This is a genomic window from Streptomyces sp. NRRL S-37, from assembly GCF_000721605.1.
Classification (GTDB): domain Bacteria; phylum Actinomycetota; class Actinomycetes; order Streptomycetales; family Streptomycetaceae; genus Streptomyces.
In genome coordinates this window covers 1-16,151 of sequence record NZ_JOIZ01000046.1, presented here as the reverse complement: position 1 = coordinate 16,151, position 16,151 = coordinate 1, and the positions used below count along the sequence as shown (strand labels likewise).

Annotated in this window: 13 protein-coding genes and 1 pseudogene; 10 read left to right on the top strand and 4 right to left on the bottom strand. The window is 70.6% G+C overall.

What is annotated here, in order from left to right:
• Positions 1 to 104 precede the first annotated feature (104 nt).
• Together IH50_RS0136220 and IH50_RS0136215 are read right to left on the bottom strand one after the other, a co-directional pair.
• Positions 105 to 881 carry a hypothetical protein gene (locus IH50_RS0136220; protein ID WP_037873560.1) on the bottom strand — a complete coding sequence of 259 codons (777 nt, stop codon included), beginning with the start codon at positions 879 to 881 and terminating at the stop codon, positions 105 to 107.
• A 180-nt stretch (positions 882 to 1,061) separates the two neighbouring features.
• Entirely contained in the window at positions 1,062 to 1,778 is a 717-nt protein-coding gene (locus IH50_RS0136215; protein ID WP_037873558.1) for a hypothetical protein, read from the bottom strand.
• A 626-nt stretch (positions 1,779 to 2,404) separates the two neighbouring features.
• Between IH50_RS0136215 and IH50_RS0136210 the strand changes: the two genes are divergently transcribed.
• Positions 2,405 to 3,601 carry a M4 family metallopeptidase gene (locus IH50_RS0136210; protein WP_037873555.1) on the top strand — a complete coding sequence of 399 codons (1,197 nt, stop codon included), beginning with the start codon at positions 2,405 to 2,407 and terminating at the stop codon, positions 3,599 to 3,601.
• A 43-nt stretch (positions 3,602 to 3,644) separates the two neighbouring features.
• On the top strand, positions 3,645 to 3,962 hold the full coding sequence (locus IH50_RS0136205; RefSeq protein WP_030872571.1) for a protealysin inhibitor emfourin: 318 nt from the start codon (positions 3,645 to 3,647) through the stop codon (positions 3,960 to 3,962).
• Positions 3,963 to 4,109: 147 nt separating this feature from the next.
• Here IH50_RS0136205 and IH50_RS41385 read toward each other — a convergent pair.
• Positions 4,110 to 4,282, bottom strand: a pseudogene (locus tag IH50_RS41385) (IS5/IS1182 family transposase); the annotation flags it as partial.
• Positions 4,283 to 4,355: 73 nt separating this feature from the next.
• Here IH50_RS41385 and IH50_RS0136200 point away from each other — a divergent pair.
• The 6 genes from IH50_RS0136200 (at position 4,356) to IH50_RS43010 (ending at position 11,090) form a co-directional block, all read left to right on the top strand.
• Positions 4,356 to 4,769 carry a hypothetical protein gene (locus tag IH50_RS0136200; RefSeq protein ID WP_030872567.1) on the top strand — a complete coding sequence of 138 codons (414 nt, stop codon included), beginning with the start codon at positions 4,356 to 4,358 and terminating at the stop codon, positions 4,767 to 4,769.
• Between the two features lie 110 nt (positions 4,770 to 4,879).
• Entirely contained in the window at positions 4,880 to 5,587 is a 708-nt protein-coding gene (locus tag IH50_RS0136195; RefSeq protein WP_234328327.1) for a hypothetical protein, read from the top strand.
• A gap of 157 nt (positions 5,588 to 5,744) precedes the next feature.
• Complete coding sequence (locus tag IH50_RS42230) at positions 5,745 to 5,969, top strand: hypothetical protein (protein ID WP_199822194.1); 225 nt, start codon at positions 5,745 to 5,747, stop codon at positions 5,967 to 5,969.
• Positions 5,970 to 6,272: 303 nt separating this feature from the next.
• Entirely contained in the window at positions 6,273 to 7,571 is a 1,299-nt protein-coding gene (locus IH50_RS0136190; protein WP_199822193.1) for a glycosyltransferase, read from the top strand.
• Between the two features lie 1,126 nt (positions 7,572 to 8,697).
• Positions 8,698 to 10,689 (top strand): ABC transporter ATP-binding protein, encoded by a 1,992-nt coding sequence (locus tag IH50_RS0136185; RefSeq protein WP_030872560.1) that lies wholly within the window; start codon positions 8,698 to 8,700, stop codon positions 10,687 to 10,689.
• A gap of 5 nt (positions 10,690 to 10,694) precedes the next feature.
• On the top strand, positions 10,695 to 11,090 hold the full coding sequence (locus tag IH50_RS43010; RefSeq protein ID WP_234328326.1) for an AAA family ATPase: 396 nt from the start codon (positions 10,695 to 10,697) through the stop codon (positions 11,088 to 11,090).
• Here IH50_RS43010 and IH50_RS0136180 read toward each other — a convergent pair.
• The gene (locus IH50_RS0136180) at positions 11,035 to 13,029 is read right to left on the bottom strand and encodes an endonuclease (protein ID WP_030872557.1); all 1,995 of its coding nucleotides are present in this window, start codon (positions 13,027 to 13,029) and stop codon (positions 11,035 to 11,037) included. The genes IH50_RS43010 and IH50_RS0136180 overlap by 56 nt on opposite strands.
• Positions 13,030 to 13,576: 547 nt before the next feature.
• On the opposite strand from IH50_RS0136180, the gene IH50_RS0136175 reads away from it, so the two are divergent.
• Positions 13,577 to 15,625 carry a S1 family peptidase gene (locus IH50_RS0136175; RefSeq protein WP_030872553.1) on the top strand — a complete coding sequence of 683 codons (2,049 nt, stop codon included), beginning with the start codon at positions 13,577 to 13,579 and terminating at the stop codon, positions 15,623 to 15,625.
• Between the two features lie 183 nt (positions 15,626 to 15,808).
• Positions 15,809 to 16,151, top strand: a 343-nt coding sequence (locus IH50_RS38275; RefSeq protein ID WP_037873551.1) for a hypothetical protein, incomplete at its 3' end; no start/stop codon positions are given.

The following is a 16,151-nucleotide window of genomic DNA, read 5'->3' as shown; positions in this document are numbered from 1 at the left end:
TCGTCGACAACCAGGCGCAAAGCGTCCTGAACTCGGTGGGCGGGCCGAACAGCACGGCCGGCAAACCGGCCCAGACCCCCCGGGCGCCGGCCGCGTGACGGACGTCAGGCGGAGGGGGCCGGCCGTGTGAGCCCGCCGCCGGCCTCCACCAAGGCGGTGAGTACGCGGCGGGTCTTGGTCTCGGGGTGTTCGGAGAGCTCCACCCCGCGCTCCCGAACCGCCTCCTCGAGTTTCCGCTGCTTGCGCTCGGCCCGTTCCGTGAACGTCTCCCGGTCGTCCTCGTCCTTGGGCTTCACCCGGATCGAGACTTCCAGGAACTCCAGGCCGGCCACCGACCACACCTCCAGATCGGCCTTCAGACCGTCGAGCGGGACGTCGTCGATCTTCGTCGACATGACCGGCCCCAGCGCGGCCAGCCCGTCGAGGGGGACGGAGGGCGCACAAGCGTGCAGGAACTGGTCCTGCACCGCGTCCATCGCCGCGGCGGCATCGGCTCCCGGCGCCACCGCCTCGCCCAGCGTGCCGGGCGGGCAGTCGCGTACCAGGGAGGCCGCCAGCACACGGCCGTTGCCCGACCAGTCCTCCTCGATGCGGTAGGTGAAGGGCCCCGCCTGGAAGGGGTCGGAGAACCGGCCGACCAACTGCTCGCTGTCGCACGGGCGCAGCTTGACCGTCAGGTCCTCCGTTCCGCCGCCCAGTCTGAAGCGCACTATCACGCCGTGGTCCAGCAACGGAACGCGTCCCCCGGCGGCGCCCTGCCGGTCCTCGGCGAACCAGATCCGGCGTGAGGTCAGCACCCCGCGCGAACTCCCGAGAGCCGACAGCGCACCGGGCACGTCGCCCTCGACGTTGACCTTGATCTCGACCGGAAGCAGGCCCATGACATCGCTCCTGCACGGGTTTCAGGGGCCTCGACCCTCACTTCTCAGGGCATCTCCACCCCCACGCGGGCGCGGTGCGCGTCTCGAGCCGAGTACGCGGCACCGCGTCGCCGCCCGAGGGAGCGGGCACGCCTGCGGGCCGGAGGTCCGCTCCGTCGGGGACGAACCGTGACGCCGGTTTCAGTGTGTGTGCCCTCCTTCCGCCAGCTCACCTTCCTCGAGGTAGAACTCCCGTCCCGTGACGAGCCGCAGGCCGGTTCCGGCCGACCCGTCGCCGACGAGGCCCGCGGCGACCTGGTCTCCCTCCCGCAGTCTGTCGCCCGGACCGTCGGGCCTCCCGGTGATCGTGAGGGCCGGCCCGTTGCGCAGCACGCCGTCGGTGAGCTCGGTACCGGGGGCACCGGGGGCCTGCCGCATCGCGACGACGTGGTCGAAGTCCGGGGGCAGGGTGACGAGGTGAGCGAGGAACCGCTCGTCCCCCTTGCCGAAGGCCAGGTAGGTCAGCTCCGTGGGGCGGACGGCGTGGTGGTCGAACCGCCGGAAGTGGACGACGTGCCGTACCTCGACCGTCACCCGGTCCAGGAGTTCGGTTCCGTCGCGTTCGAAGTGACCGCGGAACAGGGTGCCGGTGAACGAGGTGCGCGCGGGCTGCCCGTCCTCGCCGACGAGTTCGGTCAGGACGAAGCGTTCGGGTTTCAGCGTGTAGACGGCCGTCCCGGTCGTCCGCCGGTCGTCGGCGTACACCTGCTGGGCATCGCCCGCGTCGTTGGTGAAGGCGGCCTCGAGCAGGACCTGGAAGTCGTGAGGGCGCATGAACATCGGCAGGTGGGAGAGGTACGCCGTCTCCTCCCCCACGACCAGCATTCCATGGGTGGCTTTCGGATCGGCGGCCGCCATGTTCCCCACCTCCGATCGGAGCCCTGCCTTCGGTGAAGGCAGCCGGGCCCGCCAGGAACTACCTCAATTTTTTCACACCTCCCGAAAGGGTGCAAAATTCCCATTCGGATTGAATCCAGTGAAGCCGCAGGGGCCGGTGACCCCTTACTCCCGCGGTATCGCCCGGTTCCGCCCAGCCGCACGCAGGGACCATGCCGACCGGACGCGCGAGGCCTGGGCGCCGTATCGCGAGCGGATCGAGCGGCCCACCGGCATCGGGCGCTCGGCGTTCCACCCGACCCTGTGGCACCGACAGCGGGGGCGGCCGAGCGGAGGCGGGAACTGACGGCCGATCTGAAAACGTACGAGGAAAGCGAATCCACCACCGGGGCGTGCTGTGTGAGGACGCAACCGTGAGGCCACTCCATACCGGCAAACGCGATGTGACGCCACACCCGGAACGTGCAACTATGGACATGTAAGGCATATCGCACCATGATGCCGCGACGGGCGAAACGGTTGCCGGCCCAGCGGCGCAGGGTTCGGCCGTTCCCCGACGAACGCGCCCGTCCGGCGCGGGCGGACCGCGTGCGGAGCCGTGCGCCCTCATGGCGAGGAACATACCCTCCGCATCACGGAGTACCTCGATGACCAGTGAACTTCGACACCAGTGCATAACCCCTCCGTATCTGCTCGAAAGGCTGCTGAAGAGCGACGACGGCGAGGTCCGCCAGGCCGCCCTGAACACCCTGCTCACCACGGCCCACCTGCGGGGCGAGCGAGCGGTCCGGGCAGCCTTCCCGGGTGCCGCCACTCCCGGCAACGCGCGCAGGACGATCTACGACTGCCGGAACACCACGTCTTTGCCCTTCGCGGTCATGGTCCGGTCCGAGGACGGACCGGAGTCGGCCGACGCTTCCGTCAACCGGGCGTTCGACAAGCTCGGCCAGACCCGGGACTTCTTCCAGCGGGTGTTCGCCCGGAACTCGATCGACGGTCACGGAATGCGCCTGGACGGATACGTCCACTACGACTACGAGTTCGCCAACGCCTTCTGGAACGGACGCCAGATGGTGTTCGGTGACGGCGACGGTCGCATCTTCTCCGACCTCACCGGCTCGATCTCCGTGATCGCCCATGAAATGGGGCACGGGGTGACCGAGCACACCGCGGGGCTCGAGTACCACAACCAGTCCGGAGCCCTGAACGAGTCCATGTCGGACGTGTTCGGGGCGATGGTCGATCAGTGGACGCTGGGTCAGACCGCCGAGCAGGCCGACTGGCTGATCGGCCGTGAGGTCTTCACGCCCCGGATCGAGGCCGACGCGCTGCGGTCGATGAAGGCTCCCGGCCACGCGTGGAACACCGAGCTGTTCGGCAAGGACCCGCAGCCGGACCACATGTCCAAGTACCTCAACATGCCGGACACCTACGAGGGGGACTGGGGCGGCGTGCACTACAACTCCGGCATCCCGAACAAGGCGTTCTACCTGACGGCGTCGACCATCGGCGGCTACTCATGGGAGGCCCCCGGACTCATCTGGTACGAAGCCCTCAAGGCGTCCACCAGCGAGACGCGCTTCCAGGAGTTCGCGGACACCACGTACCGGAAGGCCGGGGAGCTGTACGAGACCGGTGGCGCCGAACAGATGGCCGTGCTGGGGGCGTGGCAGCAGGTCGGCATCTCGATCACCGGGGTGCCTGCCGGGCTCGCGCGGGCACGCAATCTCACAGCCGGCCAGAACGGGGACGCCCTCGCGACGGTCAGGGCGCTGACGAGCCAGGTGCAGGAGTTGAGCCGGGACGTGGCCGCGCTCAAGGGGCGCGCGGCGGCCGGCCGTTGACGCCGGATACCCCTGCGGGAGCGGTGGACGGCTGAGAGGTGTCATGAGGGTAACGCTGGCAACGCGCGGCGGGCTGGCGGCGCCGGTCGTCGCCGGGCTCCCGCCGAACGTGGTGGACACCGACGCGCTGCCCGAGAGCGCCGCGGCCGAGTTGTCCCGGCTGGTGGCCGCGGCCGTCCCGGCGGCTGCGACGGCCGCGGGAGACCGGGAGCCCCACAGGCGCGCGCCGGATGCCATGAGCTACTCGATCACGGTCGAGGAGGGCGGCCACTCGTCCGTTCTCGTCCAGTCGGACTCGGACATGTCCCCGCAGTTCGCGGCGTTGCTGCGGTGGCTCAAGGAGTACGGCAGGCGTGAGTGAACGCTTCTCGTCCCGAGCGTCGGGCGATCTCGATGGCGTGAACGGCGGCGATCGTGCGACCGATGCGGTCGGTGCCGCACCGGGCCCTGCGGAGGATCCGCCCTTGCCCGAGGCGGGCGAAGGCGCGTTCGCCCGGTGCTCGCAGCCGGGCACGAGGCCGGCGACGATCCGGTCCGCGGCGGACTTGGAGACCGCGGACAACGGGGCCGGCTGCCGCAGGTGAGGTTCGTCCGCCCGTACGCCGCCACCGGCTTCGTGAACTGTCGTGGTCTCAGCCCGGTGAACGGGGCCGTCCAGGAGGGTCCCGACGCCTTGATCACACTCCATGGCCCGCGGCCTCTGGTGGAACGTATCTCGATCGTCCGGACGGCTTCCGTGTGAGATCCTCCGCCTGTGGCCACGGAGACCGAGGTGGGGGAGCTGTTGCGCCGGCGCGGCTGGCGGACGGCATTCACGGTCGCGGAAAGGGTGAACGCGTGGGCCTCCCTGGTGAGCGCCGTCGAGCGCGGTTACGGCGACGACATCCACGAGTACACCAATGACCTCTCCTGCCGAGACTGGCTGCACGAGGCGTGGCTCCTGCTGGACGAACACGTCGTCCGGCTCTGGACCCCACAGATCAAAGCTCTGGACGACCGGTACAGAGCCGCGACCGTCGACGACGACGGCCATGCACTCGACCAGTTCCACCGGCTGCCCGGCCCCGACCTGTGGTGGTGGCGGCGACACCCGCGCATCCTCACCGGAGATCTCGGGCGTTCACTTCGCTCGGCCGGTGCCATCGGCACCGGCCCTGACGCAACATGACCGTCAGCCCTGTGGGGTCACGGGACAGCGCATGGAAATTCCGGCAGAACAACCTTCCAGCCTCGTTGGAGCCTGCACGGTGGGTAGCGGTTGCGTGCGAGGATGTTGCTGTGCTGCATGGGATCGACGCGGTGGACTGGGCTTCCATACCGGGCCATCCCCATTGGTACGAACCGGATCGTGCCGCCCGCGGTCTGCATGACCTGGCCAAGGCAGCGAACCCGGTACAGGCGGCGGAGGCCGGCTCGCGCCTCGGCGGCGGTGGGATCGTCCATGGTCACAGTACCGCTGTGTTCCCAGCGGCTGCGGTTGCGGCTCCACTGCTGCTGGACATCGCCCAGCAGGGTCATACGGCGGCAAGGGACACCGCGTTGGGGCTGCTTGATGAGGCCCTGTCGTGCTGTCCGCATGCCGGGTACACGCGGGTGGTGGCTGCTGACGGCACCGCGGTCCCCGTCTGCTGTGCCATCGCCCACCATCTGCGAGCCCGCACCGACTTCCTTGTCGGGCTGGGCAGGAGGGGCAGGTCATTGCTGGCCGACGCGGCCGCGCACTGGCGCTTCGAGATCCGCGAGTGCGTGGCCGACGGCAGTGACACGGCGGCCTTCGGCATCTCGGCCGGCCGTCTCCCCGACGGCGCGCATGCGGCGGAAATGCATCTCGCCGGCACCATAACCGTGCTGAGCGAACTCACCCTCGCATACCCGTCCGAGGAGGGCTCTCGCGAAGCGTGCCTGCGGGTGATCGCCCGGGATCCGGGCGAACTGCCGCCAGGCGCCCTGTTGTTTCCGGCGGAGTGCGGAGATCGCGTGCACTGACTCGCTCCCCTGAGACGCCTTTGCATGAGCCGGCATGGTGGCCGCACGCATAGCGAACCTCAAACTATGTTGCCCCGCCACATGTGCGCCTGACCTGCGGATTCCTACGGTGTGGCGACACGCAAACGTCCCCGTCACACCCCAGGAAGTGGTGCCGATGTCGTCGCCCGCAACCGCTCCACCTGCACCGAGCAATCTCAAGCGCATCGTCGCCGCCTCCCTCATCGGCACCACCATCGAGTGGTACGACAACTCATCCGATCAAAACGACCTGCTGTTTTCCCGCCGCTGCCCCACCGAGGTCAGCACCGAACCAGCACCGGAGGAGCTCGTGCCGACCGGGGAACGAGGACGTCCCCGGTACGGTCGGCTGCGGCCCTGACGGCGGGCATCGATGATCGTCACTCACCGTAACGCGAGCTGCGCTCCTGCCCGAGCGGAACGACGCATGAGCCGAAGCCCACCGCTCCATGCGTGACCTCGGCGGGAGGCCGCGCGGAACAGGACTCGCCCGCACGGCGAGCACCTCACCGTGGGACCGGCCCGACCACCTGGCAGTTGCGCTCACACCGGCCGGCCCGCGACTACGAGCGGCGGTCCGAGGACGACGGTTCCGGTGGTCTTGCCCGGCATCCGGATCCGGTGCGAGACTTCGGAACACCCTTCACGATCAAAGGAGTTGGGCTTGTCGCCTACGGGAGGACCGGCACGGCCCCTGACCGTCCTCTTCGCACCGGAGAGCGCGTACGGGCCGACGAACAACTGCGTGGGGATCGGGGACGTCCTGCGCCGCCGGGGGCACCGGGTGGTGTTCGCCGCGGAGGCGTCCTGGAAGGGCCGTCTCACGCCGTTCGGTTTCGAGGAGGAGCTGGTCGATCTGGCTCCGCCGCCCGAACAGCCCCAGGAAGCCGGCCAGTTCTGGAAAGACTTCATACGCGACACCGCACCCGAGTTCCGGAAGCCGACCATCGAGCAGCTGGGCACCTGGATCAAGCCGGTGTGGGAGGAGCTGATCTCCGGCGCCCGGTACTGCGAACCGCGGCTGAAGGAGATCATCGACCGGGTCCGGCCGGATGTGATCGTCGAGGACAACGTCGTGTGCTTCCCGGCGTTGACCACGGCGGGTGTTCCTTTCGTGCGGATCGTCTCGTGCAACCCGCTGGAGATGAAGGGCGAGCGCGTTCCGCCGCCGTTCTCCGGGCACCCGGCCGGGGACCGGAGCGAGTGGGACGGGTTCCGCGCCGCGTACGACCGCACGCACCGGGGCCTGTGGAGCGACTTCAGTGCCTGGGTGACCGAGCAGGGCGCGCGTCCGCTGCCCGACCTGGAGTTCATCCACGAGGGCGATCTGAACCTGTACGTCTATCCCGAGGCGGCCGACTACACGGACGCCCGCCCGCTGGGCCCCACCTGGCACCGGCTGGACTCGTCGGTCCGCGCGACGCGGGAGGAGTTCACGCTGCCGCCCGGTCTGGCCGACGGCGGCGGCGCGCTGATCTATTTCAGCCTCGGATCGCTCGGCTCGGCCGACGTGGACCTCATGCGCGGGGTCATCGCCTCGCTCGCCCGCACCCCGCACCGCTACATCGTCTCCAAAGGCCCGCTGCACGAGGAGATCGAGCTGCCGCCGAACATGTGGGGCGAGGAGTTCCTGCCGCAGCCCCGTATCCTCCCGCTCGTCGACCTCGTCATCACGCACGGCGGCAACAACACGACCACCGAGGCCCTCCACTTCGGCAAGCCCATGATCCTGCTGCCGCTCTTCTGGGACCAGCACGACAACGCCCAGCGCATGGCCGAACTGGGTTACGGCGTCCGGCTCGACCCGTACCGCTTCACCGACGCCCAGCTCCACGGCGCGATCGACCGCCTGCTCGGCGACACGGCCCTGCGGCGCACCCTGACCGAGACCGGTGAGACGATCCGGGCACGCGACGGACTGCGCACGGCCGCGGACCTGATCGAGCGGGCCGCCACGGGGTGACCCCACCGGCCCTCGGGCGGACCGGCCCCTCCTCCCTCGGCCCGACGGTGTGACTCCGCCCCTCCAGCGGTCTTGTGCGACCTGCGGAGACACCCGCGTCCCTGCTCATGTCCGGCTCGGCGTGTCCGGCCGGAAGGCTCCCCGTGGACCAGCGGATCGTGCGGGTGAGGACTGGTCCGGTGATCGGCGTCGCACGAGCCGGCGACAGCTCCGCGGCGTTGTCCGTCGGCCCTGAGCCACCGCGTCGGAAGCCGTTTCCCCCTGGTTCCCGCCAAGACGGTCACCGATCAGGCTGCCCGCTTCCACGGGCCGGTCTCGACCAGGCCCAGCGCGCAGCCGCCTCGCTCCTGGCCGATCCCGAGCCCTCGACCGCCGTGTTCCGGACCCGGGCGGGCCTGGCCGCCCGGGCACTCGCCGCCAACGGGCTTCACACGAACCCACTCCTCTCAGTTCTCGCCGAAGTCGCTCGGTTCGGTGGCCGGTGACGCGGGTCTCGGTGCCGGCACCCTGCCCGCGACCGCCGGCGATCCCTGTCCACATCCTCGCTTTCGGCGAAGCCGAACCGAGGCGGCTTCTCCAAGACGACAAGGCGGCACCAGGCAATCCCCCGAAGGAGGTACCGCAACCCACATGAGTGATCGAACACCGCATCACAACCCGCCGCACCCGGCCACAGAAGGCGAGGGCCATGTATTCGAATTCACGTTCTAGATTTCGCCCGCATCCACCCGTTACGGGGATACGAGAACCGTCGTTACCCGATCACCAGTCCGCATCACGCCCCGAGGAGCCCTCATGAACCCCGTACACCTTCCCGCGCTCGTTCATCCCGCGTTCGAAAACACCACCGGCACCTCGGGCACCCCTCCGCACTCCGCCACCGACCGCGACACCCGGTCCACCCGGGGGTCACGACCGGGTACGAGGCACCTGGCATGACTCGCGCCACCGTCCCGCTGAGGCCGGCACATCGGGACAAGAGGTACGGCCGTCAGTCCGTCGCGGCCGACGGGGTACTGAGAGCGTTCGCCGCGTTCGATGCCGCGAGCGCTCTTGCCCGCGGTCTCCGGACGCTCACCCACGGCCCGTCCTGCCGGGCCACCGACCGGCCCGCGGGAGGCGCCCGGTGAAGAGGTTCTTCGGACCGGTCACCATGGCCGAACCACAGGTCTCCGACGCCGAACACGAGCTGTTCGGCGGTCCCCTGCGCTACGACATGGGATGGTCCCAGCACGAGCACGCGACCTTGGACCTGACCATGATGTCGGCGCTGCGCTCCATGCCCGCGCTCGTCGGCGCCACGCTGCGCATGGCCTGGCAGGCCGACCGGCGTGCCCTGCTCTCCGTCGGAGTCAGCGAGATCGGCCAGGGCATCGCCGCTGCCGCCGGCCTGCTCGCCGTCAACGCCGTCATGCACGCCCTCCTCGCCGGCGGCGGCAGCGCCACCGACCGGCTGCACGCCCTGCTCCCCGGCCTCCTGGCCGCCGCGCTCATCGGCGTCGTCAACTCCGCCCTGTCCGCCTGGTCCACCTCCCGCGCCGGGAGGCTGGAACCCAAGGTCGAGCGGATCGCCACCACCCAGTACCTGGCCGCCGCGGCCGAAGTCGAACTGGAAGCCATCGACGACCCCGACTTCCGGCGGCTCGTGGACGTCGCCCAGCACGGTCCCGGCTCCGCCCGTCTCATGATCAGCTCCTGTGTCGCCGCGCTGAACGGCCTCATCTCCCTGATCACCACCGCCGGTGTCCTGGCCGTACTGCACCCGGTGCTGCTGCCCATGCTGATCCTCATCGCCGCCCCGCGCGGCTGGGGCGCCATGCGCGTGGCCCAGGAACGCTACGTGTCGGTGATGAGCTGGATCGAGCACGTGCGGGCCGGCCGTCTGATCGGCAATCTGCTCACCGAACGCAGCGCCGCGCAGGAGGTCCGCCTCCACGCCGTCGGTCCCTTCCTCCTCAGCCGCTACGAGCGCATGGCCGAGAGCGCCGAGGCCGAGCAGGAGCGCCTCGCCTCCAGCAAGGCGCTGACCGAGTGGGTGGCCTCCGCGCTGTCCGGCCTGGCCGTGGCCGCGACCTACGGGGCCATGTTCTGGCTGATCATGGCCGGGCACATGAGCCTCGCCGTCGCCGGGACCGCCGTCATCGCCGTACGCACCGGCTCGGCGAGCCTGGGCGCACTGGTCATGAACATCAACCAGCTCCACGAGGAGAGTCTCTACGTCCGCGACCACGGCCGCTTCCTCACCGAGGCCGCCCGGCGGACGCTGCCCACCGGCGGGGCGCCCGTACCGGAACGGGTCGAGGAGATCGTTCTGGACCGGGTGACCTACCGCTACCCCGACCGGGACACGGCCGCCCTGGACGCGGTGTCCCTGACCCTGCCGATGGGATCGGTGATCGCGGTGGTGGGTGAGAACGGTTCCGGCAAGAGCACCCTGATGAAGATCCTCTCGGGCATGCTGCTGCCCGCCTCCGGCACACTGCGCTGGGGCGAGGCGGATCTCACCGGCCTCGACCGGGCCCAGGTCTTCGAGCGCGTCTCCCTGCTCACCCAGGACTTCCAGCGCTGGCCCATGACCGCCGCGATGAACATCCGCCTCGGCCGCCCCGGCCACCCCGCCACGGACGACGATCTGAAGCCCTCGGTCGACCACGCCGTCGCCGGCCCCGTCATCGCCAAACTCCCCGAAGGGCTGCGCAGCCTGCTGGCCCGCGTGTTCCGCGGCGCCGTCGAACTGTCCGGCGGCGAATGGCAGAAAGTCGGCCTGGCCCGCACGCACTGGCGCAGTTCCACCTCGCAGGCGGACGGCGTCCTCATCGTCGACGAGCCGACCTCCGCCCTCGATCCCGAAGCCGAGATCGAAGCCTTCGACCGCATCCGCCGCCTCGCCGCACCGAACCGGGCCGTCGTCCTGGTCACCCACCGCATGTCCGGCGTCCGCCACGCCGACCACATCTACGTCCTCGACAACGGGCACCTCGCCGAGCACGGCACCCACGCCGAACTCATCGCCGCCCGCGGCCGGTACGCCGCCATGTTCGACGCTCAGGCTGCCCAGTACGCCCCGACCGCGGCCGTCCCCCACCCCGCCGCGCCCACCGCTTCGGAGCAGGTATGACCCGCATGACCGGCACACGGAGCGGCGCCCACCGTCGTGTGTCCGCTGCGCCCGCGGCCGGCCGTGCGGACACCCGCCTGGTGGTGATCCGCGGCAACTCGGCGTCGGGCAAGTCGAGTGTGGCCCAGGGCCTGCGAGATCACCACGGCCGCGGGATCGCGATCCTGGGCCAGGACGTGATCCGCCGGAACGTGCTCAGGGAACACGACACCGCGCGCGGCGCCAACATCGCCCTGCTGGGCCGGGTCGCACGCGACGCACTGAACGCCGGCTTCCACGTGGTGCTCGAGGGAATCCTGTACGCCGACCGCTACGGCCACCGCTCTGCCCGGCCCGGCCGTCCGCTCAGGCCCAGACCTCCGAGAAGTCGATGTCCGTCGCCCACTCGGGGTGGTCTATGAACGGGTTGCGGTTGCCCTGTATCTCCGCGATGGCCGCGTTGCGGTGCAGTTCGTACTCGGTGGCCGGCTCCCGCTGGTGCCAGTCCAGGAGGATGGGCAGCCGGTCCTCGGTGAACTCCTCGTTGTCACCGACGAGTTTCGGGTAGCGCAGCAGGAAGTAGAGGGTGGCCCTGGCGACGGCGCCCTGGTGGTGCGCCGGTTCGAACCCGTTGCCCTCCCGCATCCCGCAGTCCTCCCGGCGGGCCTCGTCGAACTGAGGGAAGTCCATGTACGGGATGTTGCTGCGGAAGCTGTTGCAGGTGACCTCGCACGCGAACAGATGGTGCAGGTCACCGCGCATCGGCTCGCGCTTGCGGAACCAGGACTGCGGCACGACGTGTTCGCAGTTGAACGGCAGCGACGCCTCGAGGGCGTCCAGTTCCGCGGCCAGCTCGGCGGGTCCCGCGGAACTCTCGCGCAGCAGGAACTCCTGGAGCCCGCGCAGTCGTGCCGTCTCCGTGGCGATGTCGGCGCGGATGAACTCCTCCGGGCTGAACGTCTTGCCCGAGTACACGCTGCGCAGCCGCCGGTCCGGGTGCAGGTCGACCCACGGGTAGACCATCCGGGACGGGGCGTAGGACGGGCGCCGCTCGTGGGTCTCCTTCAGCAGTTCGGTCAGCGTCTTGCGCAGCGCTTCGCCGCTCGCGCCGGTGTCCACGCCCGCGTAGTAGGCGTCCCGTGCGGCGGCGTCGGCGCGGGCGTCGTAGTAGACGAGCTCCTCCCCCAGCCGGAGGTTGAACAGTGCCGCGTTCAGGTCGCGCTGGGCGGCGTCGTCGACGACGGTCTCCGACGGCCCCGGAGGGGTGCCGACGCCGGGCGTCACCCTGCCGGGGGCGAGGAACAGTCCGTCCCTCAGCCGGGCGGCCGGGCCCGTGAGGGTGAGCCGGCTGACGGCCTCGAGCACACTGCTGATGCGCACGCCCTCGTTGGCCTTCCAGGCCAGCCGGTGCTCGCCCATGTCCGGCCGCCAGAGCGACCCGTCGACGGCGAGGAGGCGGCCGTCGTCGTCGGTCTCCGGAACGGCCGAGTGGTGCAGCGCCACGACCTCCCACTGGTCGTTGAAGACCGGTGAGCCCGACGAGCCGGGAGCGGTGTCGGTGACGTAGTGGACGAACCGGTCCAGGACGTCGACGATCTGGTTCTCCCGCAGCGCGAGCTGCTTCGGCTCCCCGTTGGGGTGCTGGATGATATTGACGAATTCCCCGAGGACGACCTTTCCTTCCGTCCCGTCCAGGGGCAGCCAGTGGAAGTCGGCGAGTTGTTCGTCCGACTCGTTCCGTTCGGCGACGGCGACGATGCTGAAATCGAGTTCCCGGTCGGTCGTGAAGAATTTCTGCGGTTCCAGAGCGAAAACCACGGGCTTCAGCGGGCGTCCGTCGAGATCCGCCTGGTAGTTGAATTCTATCTCGGCACGCGAGGCCTCGTCCGCTGTGCTCAGGACGTGGTTGTTGGTCATCAGCAGCGAGGGCGACACCATGAATCCGGTGCCGTGGCGCACTCCGCCGGGGACCCTCAACGCGATCCGGCCGATCGACCGGGCGGCCAGATACCCTCCCTCGAGGAAGGCCACACCGGTGAGGTCGTTGCGGCCCATCAGCCGTTCCAGGCCGAGGACATCGGCGCCGAAGGCGTCCGGCCTCAGCGGCAGTGCGCTGCCCGTGGTCGTCCGCGGCACCGTTTCGACGCGTTCGACCGACCTGGCGAGCGACCAGTCGGCGTTCAGCCGCGCCAGCCGCTTGGTGACCCGCTCGGGATCGTCGGCGTACAGCACGCCCCGGCGGTCGAGGGCCAGCCGCGCCTCCTCCCGCCGCGCCGTCCGTTCGTCGAACCGCCTCGCCGCCTTGTCCAACTGGGCCAGGTAATCCGTCTCCACCCGGGACACGTGTTCTGCGATGGTCATGACTGATTTCCTCCGTGTCGGCTCCCCCTTTCCATTGTGCGCGGCGGCCGCGAGGGAATCATCCTCGCATTTCGATATCCGGTTCAAATATCACCTCTTCAATCAGGGAGGCGGTCCGGTGGAGCAGTACGGGGAATTCGCCGGCCGCCGTGCGGGCTCGCGTACGGATCCGCCGCAGGCCCCGGAGGGAGCCGGACGGCACCGGTTCGCCGGTCGCGCACGGCCCCGACGCGCCGCGCTCCCGCACCGCCTGACACCTCGACGCGGTCGTCGCGCCGCGGCATGAGGCGCATCATGGAAAGGAGGGTGCACGACGCGGCGGACGCCGGTGTCGTCCGAGGTGCCTGCCGGTGCGGCCCTCGGCCAGGCCATGGGCCGGTACTTCACAGCGGGCGGACGGGTGGTGGCCGCCCCGGCGAAGCCACGTGGAACAGGCACGGTCTCGCCGGTCCCGGTCCCACATCCGGTGACAGGTGCTTCCCACCCCGACGGACCGACCACCCACTCGTCCGGTGCCGCGCCCTCGGACAACGGGACGGTGAAAACCATGGGACTCACGGGCGGTTTCCGTGACGAGCGGGTACGCCAGGCGGCCGCCGCGGCCGCCCGGTACGACGAGAGCGCCCAGGAGCGGGCAGAGGTCGAGCGGCGGCAGGACGCGGGGGTCGGCTTTCCCGACTCGCCGGAGGCGCTGGCCGCGCGAACGGCCCGTCTGCTGGAGCGGCAGGCGGTGCCGGCCGCGATGGTGATGGAGGCCGTCCGCTCCGAGCCGCTGGCCGCGCCCGAGGCGTTCGAGCGGATCCTCGGGGCGTCCAAGGAACTGCAGGCCTGGAGCTTTCTGCCGCGCGGCGCCCGGGCCGCCCGCACCGTCGCGAGGATCTCGGCGCGGGAGAACGGACGTGAACTGCCGGTGGGCACCGGGTTCCTGGTCTCTCCCCACCTGCTGATGACCAACCACCACGTCCTGCCCGACGCGGAGACCGCCCGTGGCTGCTTCGCCGAGTTCGACGCCCAGGTCACCGTCGACAACACGCCGCAGGCGCCGGCCCGGCGCGACTTCGACCCCGACGGCTTCTTCAGGGCCGACCGGCACCTCGACTACGCCCTGGTGCTGGTGGCGCCCGGCCCGGACGGGAGGCCGCCCGGCGAGACGTTCGGCTGGAACCGGCTGAGCGCGCGGCAGGGCAAACTGGTGATCGGCGAGCCGGTCAACGTCGTCGGCCATCCGATGGGGCGGCTGAAGGAAGTCGCGGTGCGCGACAACGCGCTGCAGGTACGCCTGGACGACTTCCTCCACTACCGCACCGACACCGAGCCCGGGAACTCGGGCTCCCCCGTCTACAACGACCAGTGGGAGGTCGTCGCCCTCCACCACAGCGGCGTGCCGAGGACCGACGAGCAGGGCCGTCCCGTACGCCGTGACGGGCAGGTCTGGCAGCCGGGCGACGGTGAGGACGCCGTGGACTGGATGTCCAACGAGGGCGCGCGCACCAGCGTCATCCTGAAGCACCTCGCGTCCCTGTCGTTCACCCCCGCACAGCGCGAACTGCTGGCCGGCATGGGGCCGGAGTCGGGTCTCGACGGCACCCCGGCGGCCCCCGGTCCCACGGGCGCCCCCGCCGGTGCGGTCCCCGTCCGCACCACGGCCGGCGTCGGACAGACGTCCGCGGAGGCCGTCGGCCGGCACGCCCGGGGCCTGAGGGCGCGGGACGGCGCGTTCGGCGGCGGCCGGCACCTCGTCTTCCTGCACGGCCGCTCCCAGCAGCACAAGAACCCCGAGGCGCTGCGCCGGAACTGGGCCGCCGGCCTCAATCAGGGACTGGTCCGGGCGGGACTGCCGACGGTCGCCCCGGCGGACGTCTGCTTCCCGTTCTACGGCGACCGGCTGGCGGACGCCCTTGACGGACATGAGTCCCTCTCCCCCGCCACGGCGGCGCCGACGGCCGTGCTCCCCGGTTCCCCCGGGGCCCGCGCGGTGTACGACGAGATGGTCCGCGAGGCTGCCGAGAGGTGGTATGCGCCGCCGGGCACGCGGGACGGGGTGGAGAGGGCCGAAGGACTGGGCCTGGACCCGCTGGTCGGCGCCCTGTGGCGGCGGCTGGACTGGCTGGCCGCCCGCAGCGACGTCGACGCGTGGGCCATCTCCCTGGTCTTCCGCGATGTCGCCGCCTACCTCGACGACCGCACCCTACGCGAGGAGGTCCTGAACTGCGTCCTGGAGACGGTGCCCCAGGACGGCGAACTGGTCCTCGTCACGCACAGTCTGGGCACGGTCGTCGGCATGGATCTGCTCACCCGGCTGCCGCCCGGTGTGCGGGTCGTCCACCTGACCACCGCAGGCAGTCCGCTCGGCATGGACAGCGTGTACCGGCGGCTGCTGTCCGGCGGACCGGGCCGTCCGGACAAGGTGGCGGACTGGCTCAACGCCTGGTGCCCGACGGACCCGGTGGCCATCGGCTGCCCCCTTGCCGACGACTGGCCCGACGGGCCGACGGACCTCGCCGTCGTCAACGCCCGTGAACGGACGCACGACATCGTCGAGTATCTCGCCCACACCGAGGTGGCCCGCTCGATCGGCGATCGCCTCACCGCGTGAACGACATGCCCGACGGCGCCTTTCCGTGAAACGCCGGCATCGCGGGTGACGAGGGCGGTGAACCGTCGTCCGGCGTGAACGGCGGCGAAAGCCCCGGCCACCGAGCGGGCAGGCGGACGGGCACCGCCGGTCGAAGGCGCCCTTCCACGGGCGCCGTACGCCGACGACGGGAGGAGGCGCTCCATGGCGAGCGATGCCCGGCACTCCGGGACGGGCGCGGGACCGGAGAGGCCGCGCCGCGGCCGGTGGACGGGCACGCCCGAGAAGGGCTTGTGGGAACTCCGGGAGAGCCTGAACTCGCGCATCGGTGAGCTCGAGGCGCGGCTTCGGACGAAGGCCGAGCGGGGGCAGATCCCCCGGGAGGAGCGGGCTCTGGCTGACCGGGCCCACGAAGAGCTGAGGGCGGCACGGGACACGCTCCGCCACGACCACCGCCGGCGGCTGCCCGCGGCTCACCTGGCCGTCGCGCAGACCCACTTCGACGTGGCCCACAACCTTCTGCTGCGGCTGTCGTCGACGGACGAGA